At 36.7% G+C, this 21,781-nt stretch carries 2 protein-coding genes; both read left to right on the top strand.

Annotated features, from left to right (window positions below; genetic code table 11):
* Positions 1-309: 309 nt before the first annotated feature.
* A complete protein-coding gene (locus tag OO775_RS00315) occupies positions 310-12,840 on the top strand; it encodes a T9SS type B sorting domain-containing protein (protein ID WP_264844975.1) in 12,531 nt (4,176 codons plus the stop codon).
* A gap of 293 nt (positions 12,841-13,133) precedes the next feature.
* Positions 13,134-21,734 carry a T9SS type B sorting domain-containing protein gene (locus OO775_RS00310; RefSeq protein ID WP_264844974.1) on the top strand — a complete coding sequence of 2,867 codons (8,601 nt, stop codon included), beginning with the start codon at positions 13,134-13,136 and terminating at the stop codon, positions 21,732-21,734.
* Positions 21,735-21,781 lie beyond the last annotated feature (47 nt).

Below are 21,781 nucleotides of genomic sequence, written 5' to 3'. Positions count from 1 at the left end.
TCTTTTTGAAAGGAAAAAGTTTAAAAAGTAATTAACAAAAAATGTTATTAAATATTTTTGTTAAAAGATTGTTTTTTTAAACAAATTGTTAGTATATTTGCCCCGTATAATTGTTTTTAGAATGTTTATTTTTGTTAAAAAAAGAAAATCAATGAGTTATATATAAAATAAATATACAAAAACAAATTGTATTTGAACCAATTTTTATAATTTGTTTTCAAATATAAAGTATTATCATTTGTTATAAATTAACAAAGTTTAAAAAGCTGAAAAGAAAAATAAAACAAAAAATAAAATTAAGATTAAACTATGCAAGTAGCAAAAGTTAAATTTCGTTTATGGGTTGCCCTATTTTTTGGGATGATTTTTGGTGGATATGCCCAAACTCCGCTAAAGGTTCTTTACGATAATGGAGGAGCCAGTTTAAAAGGAGATTTTATTATCATAGGAAATAATACATTAAGTTACAGAGGTGAAAAATATGATGGAAATTCCAGTAATGGATATGGTTTTCCTATGACATTCATAGATGCAGATACTGATGGGAGTACTTTCCAATCAAGTAGTGCTACCTTAAGAGTACCTTCTGTCAATAGTGCATGCGTTCGAGTTAAGAAAGCGTATTTGACTTGGACGAGTTATTATGAGAATGGTCGTCTTACTGGAAGAGAGAATACTGTAAAATTAAAAATACCTGGTGCATCAACATATCGTACTGTAACGGCTTCATCAGTACAAAAATATGGTAATAGTACGGGGAATTATTATGATAGTTTTGCTGATATTACTAATTTAATGTCTGCGAACCTTGATGGTGAATATTGGGTAGCAGACGTGGCAGGAACACCTGCTGATAATTATAATATTTCAGGAGGTTGGTCAATTATTTTAGTGTATGAAGATTCCGATCCATCAGTATTAAGTAAGAAAATTACTATCTATAAAGGATTTATTAAACAAGGGCAAAGATATACAATTTCTGGTTTTCAGAGTATTCCTAAAGGTCCTGTAAAAGCTCGTATAGGTGTTCAGACACTTGAAGGAGATATAAATTTGGTAAGAGACTATTTTAAAATTAATAATGTTTTACAAGGTAATTTTTCATTGCCTAATGCAAAGGATAACTTTTTCGATTCAAGTATTACACTTAATGGGCAATATGTACAGGATCGTAAACCTAACTCTCGTAATACATTGGGTTGGGATATTGATGTATATGAACTCCCTAATCCTAATAATAATGTTATTACTAATAATGCCACTTCTGCCGAATTAGAATTGGGAACTAATGGTGATGTATATTATATTCAAACGTTAGCTTTCTCGGTAGAAACAATAGCTCCTACTATTGAGTTACGTAAAGGGCTTAAGGGACTTAACGCGAGTGGTAATTGGACAGATTTTACCAATAAAAGTGTTACTTTCGGACAACAACTTCGCTATGAATTAGAGTTTAAAAATGTAGGAAATGATGATGCTGTACAAGCGCGTTTAGAAGATATTTTACCTGCTAATGTTAATTATACAAATTTTGAACAACCCTTACCCAATGGAATTACTTTTGATAAGATAGAAGATGTTATTATCAATGGAGCACAACGTAAGAAAATAACTTTTAAAATAGCTGATAATCTTTTAAAACAAGGGGGGCAAGGTAACTATGGAAAGCCTATTGTTATTAATGTAAAAGTTATTCCTGATTGTAAATCCATTCGTGATGTATGTTCTAACGAAATCAAAAATCAAGCTGAAATTATATATAAAGCAGCTTTAGATGTTAAAAATGGAGTTACTACTGAAAGTAAAATAGGAAGTTATAATGGTATAGGGAATTGTGCTAAAGATCCTTCACCAACTAATTTTTTGATAGTAGATCCAACATGTAATCAACCACAACAAATAACGCTATGTGGTACAGAAACTACTCTTACAGCAGGAGCAGGTTATGCTACCTATCGTTGGACAAAACAAGGAGATACAAATGTGTTGGGAACACAACGAACTCTTAATGTAACTGCCCCCGGTACGTATGTAGTTACCAAAACGGTATTACCAGCACAAGCCTATTGTCAAAATAGTTTGACAGAAACTTTCAATGTAACCTATTTTGGTTCACAAGCAAATAATCCATTGATACCTTATGCAACCAATATTACCACATGTGCTAATGACGGAAAAGCATATGTACAGATGTATTTGTGTGGTAATCAGAGTAAGCAGATAAATCTTACCTCGTTTGGTAATAATAATGTTAAATGGTTCAGATATACTGGAACAGCTTCACCAACAGCTTCATGTCCGGTAGCAATGACTAATGCAAATCGATCTCAATTTCAATTATTACATACAGGAAGTGTTTATAATTTAACACAAGCTAGTGCAACAGGTACTGAATATGCAGTAGAAGTTACTTTTACAGATGCCAATGGTGTTTCTTGTCAGCAATATTACTATTTCCGTGCTTACAAAAATGATTATAATTATAATGTAATAGCTAAAAATATATTGTGTAATGAACAAGGAGAGATAACTATTAGTAATATTCCAAGAGGAAATAATCAATATAAAATAGTAAAAGGGACACAAGTTATTAAAGATTGGACAGATGTTCCTGCGGGGCAAACTTCTGTAAAACACACTGGAATTGCTGATGCAGGACTTTATAAAATATATATTCGTCCCAAAGTAGATCCACGTTTCCAAAAAAATGTCTGTGAATATGAAAATGAAGTAACTGTTGAAAAAGTAGATGTTAATACAGAACTTACTATAATACCTAAAAATGTAAATTGCCCAGAAACCAACAAAAATACCGGCGAAATTCGCGTACAGGTTTCTAACAAAATACCAACACCTTATACTATTAAAATAATAAATACAGCAACAAGTGCAGTAGTTACACAATATAATGATATACGTGATAGTCATCTTGATGCAACACAACATAATATATTGACTACCTTACCCAAAGGCACATATAGCATTACACTTACTACTCCCGCAGGAAATGGAAATTGTTCCGTTTCTAAAAATGTAACTCTTGATGAATTACCTGGGCTTATTATAACAGGGGCAGGAGTTCCTACTCTTACATGTGATGCAGGTGTTAGTGAACGTAAAGTAAATATTTCTGTACAAGGAGGAGAATTATTGCCTTCGGGAGGGTATTCTTTTGTAGTGTATAAAGGAACGACAACGCTTATTGATGCTAATAAAGTTACCTGGCAAGAAACAGGACGTAGTAATGTAACTGTTGGAGGAAAAACCTTTCCACGCATTAGCTATACCATTACTATAGAAGATGCTTGGACAGCAGGACAAACATCTGAGCAGTATCGTGTACAAGTAGTTGATGCTAATAATTGTGGTAATAAAGTAGATATAGAAGTTAAAGAAATAGAAAAACCTAAATTTACTGCTACATCTACACCTGCTGATTGTGATCTTACAGCAGGAACGATTACTCTTACTCTTAATAACCCAGCATTGGCAACTAAGTATGATATTAAGTATAGTATTCGTAAGAAAACAGGAACTAATACTTGGGGTGCTTGGCAAACGTATCAAACTCATAATAAATTTACAGGGCTTTCTACGGGTGATTACCAAACACGTGTATCTTATACCGTAGGAACAACTACATGTTATTATCCCGAAGATATTCGTTTAATACCTGGTCCTGGAGGTGCTTTAGTACCACCTGATCCTATTCCACAAGATCAAAAACCTATTGAGGTTACCATTGACGAAGGTGGAGGACCTATCAAAGCATTTGTTGGAGTTACCAAGTTGGCATGTGCCAACCCACCTGCGGGTGCAGATATTCGTGTGGCAAATGCTTCAGGAGGAGAGCCTATCAATTCAACAAATCCGTATGAATATAAACTGGATGGAGGAAATTGGACAACAAATAAAAACTTTACCAATGTGGCTCCTGGTACACATACTATACAAGTACGAGGTAAAAATCCTAATTGTGTAGTTACTTATACCATTACCGTTGATCCACCACTACCAGCTCCATCACTTACTCATAATATAGTGTATGGTTGTGATGGGAAAGGTTCTCTTGTAGTAACTACACCTACTACACCAGTTTATCAATATTCGTATGATAATAAAGCTACCTGGATAAGAACCACTCCATATACGGTAACACCCCCTTATGCAGTGGGTACACATACCAAACGGGTATATTTTAAACCAGTTAGTTCTCCCAATCCACACGTATTGATACGTGAAGATTTTGGACAGGGACAAAATACATGCAATCCTAATGTATATCCTGCATATCATTGTGGTTCTACAAGCGGAGTAGGACATTTTATAAATGATGGGGATTATATAATTACTTCTGCTGCTAATCAGGATAATGTACTAGGTAATGGTTGTTGGACAACCCCTAATGACCATACAGGTTTGCCTCAGGGACGTTATTTGGCAATGAATGTAGGAAGTATTGGTTTTAATAATCCTATCTATTTTAAAGAAGTAGATGATGCATTACCTAATCAACCGATTAAGTATAGTATGTATGTATATAACTTGTGTCATTGTACAAGTTGTGGACCTCCTCTTTTCCGTATAAGAGTTCGTGATAAAAATACCAATGCTATTTTGGCAGAACAAGACTCTGGAAATATTCCAGTAAATGGAAAAGATCCCAATGCATGGCATGAGTTTTCAGGAATCTTACCAGTTGTAGCCTCTACGTCATTACGTATCGAAGTTGTAAGTATGAGTCCTGTAACCAATGGTAATGACTTGGCGGTTGATGATATATATGTATATCAAGAACCTACAATATGCGATAGCTATGTAGATATTCCTTTCGTTGTAGAGGCAGGAAAAGCCTTTGGTGTAACTCCAGGTACTACTCCTAAGGTAACTGATGTAACTTGTCACGGAGCAAGCGATGGAAAATATCAAGTACAGATAAGCAACTTTACAGGGTCTTATCAGTATGCGTATGGTATTGGAACCGTGGGAGCTTGGCAAACAGCTACTTCGGGTAATTTAGAAATTACTGGATTAGCACCAGGTAACTACACCCTTAAACTACGCTATACACTTAACGGACAAGTATGTACCCCGGCAGACCTTACTTTTACAATAAAACAACCCAATGAACTTGTTGTTACGCCCAAAGGTTCTGGTCTGATAGATTATTTAAGCTGTACAGAAACCTCCAAAACTATCAAAGTAACAGATATTCTGACAGTTACAGGAGGTACAGGACCTTATACATATGAAGTATCAGGAGGAGGCTTGGCAACTCCAATTATAGCCGATGCACAAGGCTATGTAACTTTACCTTCTGCAGGTATATATACTATTACGGTGAAAGATACAAGAGGTTGTAATACAGCAACTTCACGTAAGAGTGTAACTTTTGATCTACGTCAACGTCAAGCTCCTACAATGGATATACAACAAAATTGTCCATCGAACACAGGTTCTCAATTGACAGTGACTGTAACAACACATCCTAATAATACAGGAGCAACCTATACATATAGTATAAAACAAGGAGCAATAAGCTCTACTAATCAGTATGTACCTAATGCAAGTAATATATTTACAAATATAACACCAGGGCAATGGACAATAAAGGCTACAGACCAGTTTGGTTGTTTTGTTGAAAAAGAAGTGATAGTGCATAGTCGTTTTGTAGGCTCTATAACTGGATTCTTTAATCCATTTACTTGTAATGGTACTCAGAACCCAGGTAGCATTACTGCAACTATAATCAGTGGTGGTAGCGGTACCGCTGCTAACTATGAGTATGCTTTTGTTATCAATTCGGGAGCAAAAACATATGGGGCTTCTAATACATTTGTTTTGCCAAATAATGGAAACTATGTAGTAGAGGTTTGGGTACGAGACAAAACTCTTACTCAGTGTGAAGAAAAATTGGGCACTCAACAAGTTACAAGTCGTTCTGACCTTGACTTGTCAAATGCTTTGAAAATAACCGATCCATATTGTGCAGGAGGAACAGGTAATGTTATAATCAATATTACCACTGGAGAACCAAATTACTTTATTGAAATACGAGAAAATAACTCGACAGGTACACTCATACAAGAATTTAACAATTCTAATGGGCGTAATGTACAAGCAAATGCACTACCAGCCGGAACATATTGGATTGGTGTATGGAGTGCTGATGATGCCTCAGCAGGAAAACGAACAGCAGCTAATGTTTGTTCAAAAGATAGAACAATAACTATTAAAGACCCTAAATTAGATGTTAAAATAACCGATGTAAATCGAACTCCGGCAGCTTGTAATCCTTTGCAGGCAGATTTAGGTTTCAAAATAGACAATGTTGATGTAACACCCAATAATCAAAATGGTGAAGTCTATGTATATTTATATAGTAAAGATGGAGGTGTTACTTGGCAAACAAGTAATGAATTTATCAATATTGCCGAAGGAACTACCGTAAAACCTATGATGGGACGTTTCAAACCGGGAACAACACCGACCAATGCAGGAACAGCTAATTATCCACTGTTGTGTGCTACCAATCTTGGTAATTATACAACCAAACGTTCTGGTGGTGTAGAAGTGCTTTATCCTCAAGCACAGATACAGAAAGGTACAGCCGATTGTAGTGTTAGTTATAGCGTACCTGTACAAATGGGAGGTACAGTAACCTACTACAATGTACAATATGCGTTAGATTCGCGTAATGCAACCACTTGGACAACCTCAGGTACAGCAACCTCAACCAATCGTCATCCGTATGTGTTTGGTGCAGCAGGTAATCAACCAACAGGCGGACTTATCGCAGGTCGTCAGTATGTAATCTGGGCACGTTATACAACAACAAATATAACAACACCGACAGCATCAGACTATTGTTATACTTCGGTTACCATAGACCTTACAAATACAAATATACCAAAACCAAGTATTATTGCTTCACCAGAAGTATTTGCTCCGTGTCCGCCATCAGGAACAACAGGACAAATAGATTTCACTCTAACAGGAGGCATGCCAACAACTACGTTAATCAACTGGCAACTAAAACAAGTTGATTTGACAACTGGAGTAGAAAGTAACGTAACAACACCTAGTGTGGCGCCAACAAGTGGTAGTAATGTTGCCTTTAATAATGGAATGAAAATAAACATAACAGGAATCCCTTCTAATCCAAATATCCGTTATTACATAGAAGTAACAGATATTACAACACAATGTAAATCAGCCAGTCAAATGGTTGAAATGCCAAATGTATCAGGAACACCTATTACAGCAACAGCAACAGCTACGGATATAGCTTGTAACGCAAGTGGAACAACGATTACTGTTACTGCTCAAAACGGGACAGGAACAGGGTATGTATATCGATTGTTGCGTTCAACCAACCCGAATTTAAGACGTGATATCATAAGCAATAGCAATATTATCAACGTTTCTCGTCAAGACTTTAATGCATCATTTTGGACAGCACCACCTGCATCGGTAACATTTAATATAAGTGTAGTTGATAGTAATCGTTGTGAGGCAACAACTACGGTAACAGCCAATGTGGCACCACAGCCAACATTTAAGGTGGTGGTAACTAATAATTGTACGTTGCCTTACCAAATACGAATTGAACCTCTAACACCAACAACTACGGTTACGGATTATGAATACTCAATAGATGGAGGAGCTAATTATCAAACAAGCAATACATTTAATGTACCAGCAGGCTATGATGAAAAAGATGTACGTATTCGTCATAAAGGAACAGGTTGCGAAAGTGCTGCTAAAACAAGTAAAATTATTGTATTTGCAGAGTTTATCTCGTCTGTACAGGTAACAAAACCAGCAATGTGTACAGGAACAACAAAGCAAGCAGAAGTAACTATTACAGTATCAAGTGGTTCAGGTAAATATCAATATGAAGTAAAAGACAATGCTGGAGCTACGGTAATTGCAGCTTCTGCAGCAACAGAGTTTAATGTAGCTCCACCAGCAACAACTGCTACAGTAACATTTTCTCTTGACCATAACAAAACATATAAAGTATATGTTATAGATAGAGAAAGAAAAGCATTATGGACAGCAGGAAATATTGAATGTCATACCAAAGAACATATAGTTACCATAGATGAAGCCAAAGATCCAGATATTACTAAATATAAGATTGACAAATTTGATGTTTCTTGTGCTGGTGCAAATGATGGTAGAATTATAGTAACAATTCCTTCTGCACACAATGTACAAGGTCCATATGTCATAGGACTACGTGTAGGAAGTTCAACAGCGCCTATAACAATACAACCGACGAGAACTTTTAATAGGTCCAATGGAGATGTAGGAGCTATTTTTGAAGGATTAGCAGGAGGTAATCATCCAACAGGAACATCTTACTTTGTAAATGTCGCTTCGGCAAGAGGTTGTGAAGCTGTAAGTACTGCTACGGTAATTTACAATCCACCAGCCATAACAGCTTCACCTCTTACAGGACCTACAGGAATATTGCCTTTTAGCTGTACAAATCCAGCCAATACAGTAAGTCCTTCCGGCACTACAGAGTATAAAACAGAATTTATATTGGTTGTTAATGGAGGAACACCACCTTATAAGTTTTCAATAGACGGAGGTAAAACTTGGAGTGCAGATATACCAGGTACAGGAGGTCCAGTCGCACCTACTGCAACATATCGAGTAACTATTACTGATATAGGAGTAGACCAAAATATCGAATGGCGTGTAACTGATGCAAGTGGATGTACAGGAGTACCAGGAGCAACTAGTGGTACGTATCCGTTAGCTACAATGCCAAAAATAAAAGATATTGAAGTAAAACAAGAAACACCGATGACTTGTACTATGGGTGAAGTAGTGAAAATTTCATTTACTCGTAATAGTACAACATCAGTACAAGGATTTGAGATACATGTTGTTGAAAACCCAGCGGGAGCAATATCACCTCCTGTATTGTTAGGAACAATAGCTGGGGGACCTTCACCATTAAGTTCTGTACCACCACACTTTACCTTGCCTTTGGCATCGGGTGCGGGAATATACAAACTAAAAATTACTGACAAAGATACAGGTTGTACGTATGAAGTTCCGTATTCGGTAGCACCAGCTAAGTTGCCAACTCTTACAGCAACAGCTAAGCCTGTTTGTCACGGAGCATCAACGATAGACATAACCCTTAATGTAGGAGGAGAGTTAGGAACTAATGGATATACGTATGAAGTTAAAAGACAAGGAGCCACAACATTATTACACAATGGTTCAAATACAATAACAGGACAAGTTGTATTACCAGCAATTACGATACCAGGTGCGCCACCAGCGTCATTGGCAGGAACATATGAAATTACATTAACTGCAACAAGTACAGGTTGTAAAGTAACTACAACAGTTGACATACGCCAACCTGATAATGCAATTGTTGCAACTCTTACTGAATTGCAAAAAATATCAATAGATTGTACAGGTAATTCAAATAATGATGGTATAGTAGCCTTAACAGGACCAGCAACAGGTGGTTGGGGTGCTCCTTATGAATATCGTTTGTTGAAAAATGGGACACCTATAACAGGTTGGTCATCACAAGTACGATATGAAAATCTTGATGCAGCTTCATATTCACTTGAAGTAAGAGATTCAGGAGGTTGTCAGCAAACAACCAATGTAATTGTGTTAGTTGTTCCAACTCAAATAGGTAATGGAGGTTCTTTACCAACAACAACTCCAGTTACTTGTAAAGGAGGTAATGATGGTACTATAACAGTATCTAATGTAACAGGAGGAAGTGGAAACTATTCGTATTCTCTATATGATAAAGTTACAAATCAATTACTTGTAACACAACGAGGTACATTGGTAGGAACACCTCCAACAGGGACAACAACCTTTACAGGCTTGATTGCAGGAGAGTATTATATAACAATAACCGACCCATTGTTTAGTTGTGCAGCTCCATTTAAATTAGAAGCTACCGTAGGAACTAATGATGCTGTAAATCCTGTAGCTGTAATAACAACCTTCCCAGATTGTGGCGTACCGGGAACTATCCAAGTGAATGCCACCGGAGGAACAGGAACTTATACAAGTTACCAACGTGTAGATGCTGATGATATTACGATAACTATTGGTACAGCTCAAACAACCAATACATTCTCTATACCAGATAATGTAACGGCGAAATACCGATACAAAGTAACAGATAGTAATAATTGTGAAGGATTTACCAATACAATTTCAATAGATGCTGTAAAACCATTAGCAATAACAGCTCAGGCTACTGTATCACATATCAAATGTAATGGTGATGCTTCAGGTAAAATAGAAGCTACAGCTACCGGAGGTAGTGTAGTGGGTGATTATACCTATCAGTTACTTGATGGAGCAGGAACTCCAATAGCAGGAGTACCAACAAACTTGACAGGTATTTTTGAAAACCTTAAAGCAGGTCAATATATTGTTCAGGTAACCAAAGGAGCCTGTACTGCTGCTCGAAGTGCTGTAATAACAATAACCGAAGAGCCACGCTATGAGGTAACAGGAATTAAAACCGATGTAACTTGTAACGGATTAAGTAATGGTAAATTTACCATTACGCTCAAATCAGGAGGTACATTGCTTGATGGTACAGCACGTGAGTTTCGATATGCAATCTCACCACGCTTAGATAGATTCTATGATAACGGAGGTAAATTTACCGACTTGGCACCAGGCGTTTATCAAGTGATAATGCAAGACCAAAATGGTTGTCGCCCGTCAGAAATTTATGACGAAAATGGAAATGCGTTAGGTGTTGATATATTTACCTTTACAATTACTGAACCACCAGTATTTAGTGCGGTGGTAACTCCAGGTAGTGTAATTCATGAAGGTTGTTTAGGAGCTTCTGATGGTGAGCTTAAACTTTCAATAATAGGTGGTAGACCTTTTGTAGATAGTTCGGTAACTCCAGCAGTTAAATACTATGAATATTCATTCGACCAAACAACATGGCTACGTTATGACAATAGTGTAGGTATTACAGGGCTTCGAGCAGGAACAACTAACAAATTATGGGTACGTGATGATAAGGGTTGTGACCCATTAGAAGTACCGCTTCCTGAAATACAAGCAGGTGTTGATTTGCAACCGAGTGTTAAGGTAGAATATACTTGTAATGGAACGAACGTGATGAGTAACAGAGTAACTTTGTCTGTAAATCCGAGCGAAGTAGCCAATGTCAAGTTCTATTATTATCTGAAAGGAACGACACCACCTACAACACCAACCTATACGAACAATCCGGTATTTATTTTCCCAGCTGTTCCCGTAGGAAGTGCGCCACAAACGTACGTAATTGTAGTAGTTCGTGAGAAATATAGTCATAAAACTTGTACCGCAGAAGTAGAGGCAACAATTGAACCTCGCGAAGTCTTGACCTTGCATACACCAATTCAGAAAACTGACGTGAAGTGTTATAATGGTACCGATGGAAGTTTCCAACTGAATGTAACAGGTGGTTCAGGAAATTACGAATATGCAATTTCACCAGATTTGACCAAATTTACAACTAATAATCAATTTACGAATTTGGCAGCAGGCTGGTACAATATCGTAGTTCGTGATACACAATACAATTGTGTGGTAACTGATAGAATTGAAATAAAAGAACCAGACCCAATAGAAATTGATAAAATAACAGCACGAGGTATTTCTTGCTATGGTCAAACAGATGGTAGTGTATCTTTTGAAATCAAAGGAGGTACAGCTGCGTATAGTTATACAATTTACGAACAAGGAGATGCTAACAAATTAAGTAAAGCCAACGGAACGAATATTCCAGCAGCTACAACTCAAAGCGTAACAAACTTAGCACCAGGTTCTTACATTATAGAAGTTACTGACGATGCAGGTTGTAAAACAGAAAAACTATTTATTGTTGAAGATGCACCAAACTTAGACCCATCAAAAATAGAAGTGTTCTATCAGTGTAACGATACGAAAAATGGAGAAAGACCTACATACGATATTTATGTAACCCTCAGAACAGAAGACAAAGATGGTAACCAAAAATATCATTGGAGTGCTACTTCTGGATTGAAATATACGTTAGATAATTCATCAACACCAGTAAATTTCACTCGATTTGAGTCGCATAATATCGCTGTAATTGAAGTACGTGGTACACCTACGGGTAACCAAATAGGCTTCCTTGCAGATGGATTACATACGATACAATTACACTATGGTTCTTGTGTTAAAAAGGCAACACCAACATTTACTATTGAGAATAGTACAGCACTTACCATTACGAACGCCACAGTAGCTACTGAAATCAATCAGATTAAGATTCAGGTAAGTGGTGGTAAGAAAGCCTATAAAGTGTATTTTGCAAAACCTCTTTATACAGAAGTTGATGATATCAAAGCCTTCTATAATCAGGTTATAGATTTTGACCCAACTGCTCCAACTGAAACATTGACCTATCTTGTACAGAAAGGTGATCACGGAGTGAAAGATCCTGTAACAGGCAGAGATATTAAAACAATACGCGTGTATGTAGAAGACCAAAATGGTTGTGGATATTTTATAGATATTCAAAAAGAATTCTATGATATAGAAATACCAAGATATTTTACTCCAAACGGAGATGGAGATAGAGACCTGTGGTATCCGAAATATCTTGAAAGTTATCTACAGGCTGAAATTACGATATTCGATCGCTATGGTCGTAAGATAGCCGAACTCAAACCAGGTCAAGGTTGGAATGGATTATATCAAGGTAGAGAATTGCCGACAGGAGACTATTGGTTTATCCTTCACCTGAGAGAACCAGACGATGATAGAGTATTCAAAGGACACTTTACATTGTATAGATAATATAAAGTAAGAATATTAAACATAAAAACAACCCCTTAGTGGGGTTGTTTTTTGTATTGACAGACATTTAAAATATTTAATTTTTTCTATAGATATTTAATATTTGTTTTGCCTTTATTTGTAATGAAAGAAAATATAAAATAAAGTAAGTTATGAAAATGTTATTTTATGGTTTTGATTTTCAATATAATATGATTTTTAAAAATAGAAAAAAGGAAAAAAGAAAAAATATTTTACATTTTGTTTGCAAATATCAGGAAAAATTATAATTTTGCACCCAAATATAGATAAAAATGGACATGCGACAGAAAGAAATATTTGAAAACATGCAAAAAACAATTTCATATTTGATTATTTTGATGGTAGTCTTTTTGGGAGCTACTTCATTTTCCTTTGGGCAGTCAGTTCCACCAGGAGGAGCTAAGGCTTCCACAGGATTTAATATTGCTGACCAGTTTAGCTTTGGAACATTAGAGATTAGTGTAACGGGCATTACAGGCAGTACTCAGGTGCGAGTTACCCTTCCTGAGGGAGTTACCTACAAAGCAGGAACTATAACCAATATCACAGGAGGAATAGTAGTAGAATCTAATATTTCTGACCTTAACAAACCTGAATTTACTCTTACAGGAAGTTCGGTAACTTTTACCATTGAGAAAAAAGCTTCCAAAACGGCTTATGAAAAAGCCAGAGGTGGGGTTAAGCTCAAAGATAAAGTTGTAGTTATTGCTTCAAATCGTCAGGAGAATTCTAACGACTATGTATTTGCTTATCCAGAAATATCTGTACAAAATGTCGCTGCTCATACTAATGCTTATGGGGCAAGTGGCATGCAAACTTTTCAAATTCGCAATGGAGGAAATACTACCTTGTACCATATTTATTTCTATGTAGAATATCCAGCAGGGATTACTCATAATAAAATTTCTTTTAACGGAACTGACCTTACACCTACAAATCAGTCAGGGAATCGTTATTATTATGAAATAAAAAGAAACCAACTCACACACTTAACGGGTGGAGGACTTCAAAATAATGCCACTATTACCATAAACCACGAATATAATGTAAATATTTGTGGTACTCAGAATATCATTTATAGTGCAGGTTGGGGAGAATCTGCTAATAATCTTTATCAAGAAAATAGTGCAACACGCTCTGTTACTGCACCTACGGGAGCACCTAAGTTGAATATGCAGGTGAATCCTAATAAAACTTATTTTATTCCTTCCTCTAAAGGAATTTGTGATACCTATATAGGGTCATATGTTATTACTTATAAAAATGAAGGAACTACAATGAGTATAGCTTCAGCTATGCGGAATCTAAATATTCGTATTCATGAATCGTATGTAAATACAGCTGCTTTGTATATTCCAGATAAAATTGAACTACTCAATTCAGCAAATCATAATGAAGTTGTGGGGACTTTAATTCCTACTACAACACACCAATATAAGAAAATATATACAGCAGATTTTTCTTCTGCTACATTAGTTTCGGGTAAGGAAAATCTTTCAGGACTTTCTGATTTAGACGGTGAAGGGAAATATAATGATTTAGCATCACAACAAGAAATTACCCTTCGAATTTATCTCAAAAAAGAAACACCTGTTAATTGTGTGGGTGATCTGCCATTTAACAAAACCTTTTCAGTGGCACGGGTAATCCAATTTGGATACACTAATAATTGTAATACAGTAATCTCTGCTGAAGGACAACCTAATATGGGTACTTCAGTTCTTACGCGCTCACTTCACGGAATGTCAGATAGTTCTGCTTTTCCACAAGTGTTAGGCGAAAATGTGACCATTGCAGGAGGTTTTAGTTTCGGGGGAAGTACTTTTACTTCTTCTGATGTTAAAAAAGGAGGTGGCTCCGATATTCAAAAATATATTCAGTATGAACTTGAATTACCTGCGGGACTTAAAGTTAGTAACATAAAATGGACAGATAGGAATGGGACTCCACTTTCAACTTCACCAACTGTTACTCAAAATGGAAATAAGGTTATTATTTCGGGACCTAAAAGATCTAATATTATAATGGAATATGTAACGATGGACTTCACCAACGACTGTACAGGAGGTTTGGGAGAGCGCCCAATTAAGTACAATATCAATTATGTAGAAGAAAACAATGGACAAACTTGTGTTCTTAAAATGGTTTGTGCTCAAAAAAATATCCGTTTTATCTGTCCGCAAACTTGTACAGACGAAGGTCCTGTAATTGAACGAACTTCGGGACGTAGAGCTGATAATTCGCTTGGTTGGACAGACCATACAATGACCACACGTGCTACGGCTACCAGTGTTGATCCAATTGATTTGAAGCGTTCGTTGTATTTAGATGATATTGAAATTACCGCTGAAGGAAGACAAAATAGAGGTACAACAGATAATCTATACTATACTTTCTTAACAGAAGATAAAGTTTCTTTAAAACCTCTTAATATAAAAGTAAAATTTTCTCGTGGAGGAACTCAAATAGGAACAGAACAAATACTAACAGATGCAGTAGCTACAGTGGCTAATGAAGGACAAAAAAAACGCATTACTTGGGATTTGAGTTCAGTGCTTCCTGTTGGTGGACTCTTACAAGATGATAAATTTACTATTGTGGCTTCCTATACAGTAGATGCTCAGTATGCTTATAATCAAGATGTATTGGTCGGGAATTCTTCTCACTTTTATATGTTGAAACCATCAGATAATAAAAAATATTATTGTGGAGTGCCGATTATCCCCGATTTTTACACTGCAGGAACTTATACCATAAATGGAAGTAATGATTTTCTTGTGGAGGGGTGTGAGGAGAGAGCCATTGGGTATAACATGAGTTACTTGGCGCGTCGTTTTAATTCATCGGGAATTGTCTTCCGAAATGAATTCCGACCAGATCGACTCATAAAAACCTTTACCATTACTCTTCCAAAAACGTATACTATTAAAAAATTAGAATTTGAATACAGATTAAATTCTTCCAGAGGAAGTGATTTTAGTCCAACAATGAATATCCCCTTGAATAGTCCAAATCTTTCTATAACTACAGCGGGCGATAAGGTGATTTATGTTTATACCAACCCACCAAAAGGTAGCGTAGGGTATTTAGCACCAGGGGCTTTAACTGCGGAAAATGGATATAGTGCTTATATTCGCCCATATATACAAGCTTCTTGTGGCTCCATAGAAGGACAAACAAAAGACTCTACAGCCGAAAGAGGTACTTTGGAGGTTACTTATGAGGATTATTATTATGCATATCCATTAGGAAGAAGTATTCATTCTGTAGATGTCTCAAAACAAGACAAAGCAATTCAACTTACTCAAAAGCCAACTTTGAGCGTACAGGCAGTAGGTAATACCAATCTAAAAATAACTAAAATAGAGGAAGAAATAGAAGTAAAACTTACCAATACACACGGAAAATCTGTAGCTCCTTACACTTGGATTTCTATTCCAAATATCACTGGAATAGAAGTACTTAGCCTTACTGATGTTTCTTCGGGAAGTGTAATTACTCCGCAAGCGGGCGTAACAGGAGAGAAAATGTATCATTTAGATGCGACAGGTTTAACTGCTGGACAGTCTAAAAATTACAAAATCAAACTAAAACTGACCAATTGTAATACTTCAACTTTGGTAATTCACGCAGGTTGGAACTGCGGTGCTTTCCCAACAGGAAGCTACAACGGGGAAGGAGCGTGTAGTGCTTCAAATGTTCAATACACTTTAAATCCTGTTAGTAGTGAAATACAAGTTTCGGCAGCAGCAGGTTCGCCTGCTTCGGGAGCAAAACTCAAAATGTGTGAGGATAACAAATACACCTACATTCTTAATAGTGCAGGTGAAGGAGTTATTACTGAGCCTAAAATGCAAATGGCATTGGCAGCAGGTATCAAAATTACTGGTTTCAGAATGGAATATCCTCTTGATTCAGGTACTTGGCACCCATTTGCTAACCCAACGGGATCGAATGTTGAATTTGATTTAAGTCAGCATCCTCAGTATCCTGCAACAGGATTGCCTGGTACTTTAGGAACCACAGAATTGAATAAACGACAAGTAAAAATAGAATTCAATGTACAACCAGAGTGTAACTTCGTAGCGGGTTCTTCGTTTGATATTCAGGTTACTGGTAAAAATATGTGTGGTGACCCCATCACAGGAAACCGAGTAAGCACTATTACTGCTGGTATTGATGGCGTTACGGGTAATAGTTATTCAGTAAATAATACGTTAATATATAAAAGTGGAAATGCAAACTTGTGCGATGCTAATGGAGCTATGTATGAAGGAAAACATATTATCCAAGCAACACCTGGTTTTACTACTGGTGCTAATGGAGAAGTAGTTATAGTAATTCCTGCTGGTTTTGAATATATTACAGGTTCATTTACAGTAGGAACTAAAATAGGTTCATTTACAGACCCTACTTTTTCAGGTACTATAACTGCTCCTAACGGAGACCAGCAAGTGCATATCAAAATTCCTTTGGGAATGAAAAATGATGATAATTTTACATATACTATTCGTATAAAACAAAAATCAGGAACCGCTTTGGATTGTGCTACTACTAAGGAAATTTCGTTCTATACCACTGATGTAGCTTCAGGAGTAAGTTGCCCAGGTAAAACACCACCTACTTGCCCTCCAATTACAATTATAACCACAACGCAACAAGGTAAAGTAGCGGTAAAAGTAGATAGAGCAAACCTCACTATTGAGAATTTGAGAGTAACTTCACAAATTGTTTCAGGCAAAGAAAAAGTTACTTATACTTATGATGTTAAAAATAGTTCTACTACGAGTTATACTGGAAATCTAAATATAAGTTTATATGTAGATACCAATAATAATGGTCGTACTGAAGATACTGAAAAAGTAAGTACATTTGCACTTTCTTCTATTTCGGTGGGAGCGGGAGTGACCCTTACAGGACAAACAAGTACTTTTGATTTAGATGAAAATCAGGTATGTCGTATGTATTTGAAAATATCAGGAGCAGACAATCATTGTTTGTGTGATGGTACGCCAGTAAAAGCACCTGCACCTGACCCAATATCAGGATTAGTTCCCGATATGAGCGTTTGTGGGACAGAAAGTAAAGCTTTCCAAACAGTTGCTTTGCCTAACTATGCAAGTTATACTTGGACAGCGACTAATCCTGCCGATTTAGCTTATTTGCAGGGAGGAACGAATGTCAAAGCTCCAACTTTTAGATATACGGGAGCATCGCTTACAACTAATAAAGAAATCACTTATAAGGTAACTATTACACGTACCAATGGTTGCGTAGCAACCCAAGAAGTAAAAGTAACGGTAACTCCTGCACCGGCAGGACCAGTGGTTTCGGCGCAGACATTCTGTGGTACATCAAGTGTATTAGATTTGAAAAAACGTGTCAATAGTGCTACTCCGTCAATGATTAAGGTTTATCGATTGGGAGTAGAATTACAAGATACAGAGTTACTTTCTTCGGGAACTTATAAAGTAAGTTCACTGCAAGGGGGTTGTGAAAGTAAGCAAGTAGATATTTCAGTAACATTAGTTATGTTACCTATCCCAATAATTTCAGATACAACTATTTGTGGAACAATTACTTTGGGTGAATTAAAAACCCGTATTACAAATAGTAGTCAAGTAGATGCAGTAAATATTTATGAAACAGGGACAACAACAGTACCATCAACAATTACTGCGGGTCATCAATATGATATAGAGTTTGTAAAAGGAAGTTGTAAGTCGAAAACGACAATAAATGTTACAAATGGACAAACATCGGATAGGGGGTATTTATCACATGAGCCTTTCTGTCAAGCGCCAACTCTTGGAGAACTTAAAACAAGAATATCTGCTGCAGAATCAGGAACAATACGGGTATATAATTTAAAAGCTTCCGGTGAAAAAGATACAGAAATAACAGATGGTACGATTGTTTTAATCAATAATAAAATGTATGGTTATACACGAACCCAGCCAGGTCAATGTGAAAGCGTAATTCAGCACATTACACCACAATCAGGAATAAAAAATCCTGTGGTGCCAACAACTCCTAAAAAATTCTGTAAGACGGCAACCTCAGAAATGTATTCATTTGGTAGTGAAGTTTCTGCTCTTGATGCAAATCACGAATTGAAATGGTACGATGATGCAACTACTACCACCGCATTGACATCAGTGCCACAAGTAGATAAAAGTGTTGTAGGTATTGCAACAAAATATGTTAGCCAAATAAGTAAAGACCCCAAATTGGCAGGTTGTGAAAGCGGTAGAGTTGCAGTAACTATTGAAATAGAAGCACTTCCTGCCGTACCGACAGTAACCGTAAGTGTAGCCACTTGTAATGATGCTTCGGTAGCAACGATAACAAATTACAATGCTTCTTACACGTATGAATTTACTTCGGGCGGAAGTGTATTAACTGGTGTAAATATCGCATCGGACGGAAAAGTATCTGGCTTGCCAACAGGCGCAAACATTACGGTAAAAGCAAAATCAGGTACTTGCGAATCGGTAGCTTCGCCAGCCTTTACGTTGCAAGCCCAGTTAGCAAAACCTGCTGTACCAACTGTAACTTCACAAACCGTTTGCCCAACAAGCAATACTGAAATGGTAGCTTTTGCAGCAACAGCAAGCGTAGGAAACACATTGCGTTGGTATGAAGATGCAACAACATCAGTTTTTGTAACAACAGTTCCGCAAGTAGATAAAAAAGTATCAACAAAAACAGTTGTAACCAAATATGTTAGTCAAATAAATGCATCGGGTTGTGAAAGCGATAGAGTGGCAGTTACTATAACAATAGACGACACCGTAGCACCAGTGCTAACAGTTCCAGCAGATTTGACAATAGGTTGTAGAGATACATCATTTGATACCAAAGTTGCGAATTGGTTAGCCTTGGCAACAGCAAATGATGCTTGCGTAGGAGCAACAAGCGTTACGAACAATTATGTAAAACCAGCCGATGTTTGTACAAATGGAAATATAGTTGTAACCTTTGAAACAACAGATAGTTTCGGAAATAAAAAGACACAAACAGCAACTATAAAAGTGATAAACATCGATGCAGTAAATGACCCAACTTCGACCATTGGCAATGCAGGAGGAACAGTACCAAGCGTACTTACAAATGATACGCTAAACGGAACTTCTGCTACAACAAGCAATGTAAATTTGACTTGGGATACGACAACGATACCAACAGGCTTTACAGCAAATACAGATGGTACGATAACTGTTGCATCGGGAGCGACACCAGGAACATATACGATTAAGTATCAAATCTGTGATAAAGCAAATCCAAGTATTTGCGATAGCGCAGAAGTTAAAGTAGTAGTAAGCACTATCGATGCGGTAGATGATCCAACTTCAACCATTGGCAATGCAGGAGGCACGGTACCAAGCGTACTTACAAATGATACGCTAAACGGAACTTCTGCTACAACAAGCAATGTAGATTTGACTTGGGATACGACAACGATACCAACAGGCTTTACAGCAAATACAGATGGTACGATAACCGTTCCATCGGGAGCGACACCAGGAACATATACGATTAAGTATCAAATCTGTGATAAAGCAAATCCAAGTATTTGCGATAGCGCAGAAGTTAAAGTAGTAGTAAGCTCATTGTCAATTGACTTGGTAGATGATGCAAACAACGACGTAATAAGTACAGTAGATGGAGGTGTTGTGAAAAAATCGGGTGTAGATTTGAATATTTTTGACAATGATACTGTTAATGGTTCAAGTATTCGAAACGCATCGGATAGAACAAACTTATCAGTAACAATCAACAATGATATACAAAGAGATGGTACGCCATTTACAGGAACTAATCCATTTGTTGTAGATGTAGCAAGTGGTAAAATAACGGTAGCACAAAATACACCAATAGGCACATATACCTTTACATACAAGGTTTGTCAAGTAGGAAGTACAACTAATTGCGATACCGCCAAGATAACTATTCAAGTTTCACCAACGATAACTTCACAGAGTGATGATTATTCATCTACACCGATAAATAGTAAAAATGGAGGTACGTTGGAAAACATTTTGGATAATGATGCTTTGAATGGAAGAATAATTGGAGCAGCGAATAGTGGTAATATTACAATAACGTTAGAAGATACGGGAGGCATTACAGGTCTTACATTGACTCCTGACGGAAAAGTAATTGTACCGGCAGGTACTCCGGTAGGTACGTACAATGCCAAATATACAATTTGTGAAACAGGAACATCGCTTTGTACGCGCACTCCATCAATTATCAAAATTGTGGTAACAGATATATCAGCTACTGATGATATAAGTACAAGCAAAGTTAATGGAAAACCAGGGGGTATAGTTCCTAATTTAAATGTATTGACCAATGATACATTGAATGGAAATACACCTACATCATCGGTAGTTACGATTCGTTCAACACCAACTAATGAATTGGAAATCAATTCAGACGGAAGTGTACGAGTAAAACCCAATACACCTGCAGGAACTTATACGATAACCTATACGATATGTGAAGTATCTAACCCTACAAGTTGTTCGAATACAGCCACAGTAACGGTAGATGTGTTAGATGGTTGTGAGTTAGTATTCTACAACGGAGTATCGGCTAATGGAGATGGACATAATGATAAGTTTGTAATAGAAGGAATCGAATGTTATCCAAATAATATATTGAAGATATTCAATCGTTGGGGCGTATTGGTATTCGAAAAAGAAGGCTATGATAATTCGTTCAATGGATACTCAACAGGACGAGTAACGATACAAAAACAAGAAAAATTGCCAACAGGAACGTATTATTATATATTTGATTATCAAGATGGTTTAGGTACATCACACCGAAAAGCGGGTTGGTTGTATTTGGATAATAATAAATAGGAAAATCAATTTAGATAAGAGGACTGAGATATCTCAGTCCTTTTGTT

It is taken from the genome of Capnocytophaga catalasegens (assembly GCF_026005215.1).
Taxonomy (GTDB): domain Bacteria; phylum Bacteroidota; class Bacteroidia; order Flavobacteriales; family Flavobacteriaceae; genus Capnocytophaga; species Capnocytophaga catalasegens.
This window is presented reverse-complemented; position numbering and strand designations above follow the sequence as displayed.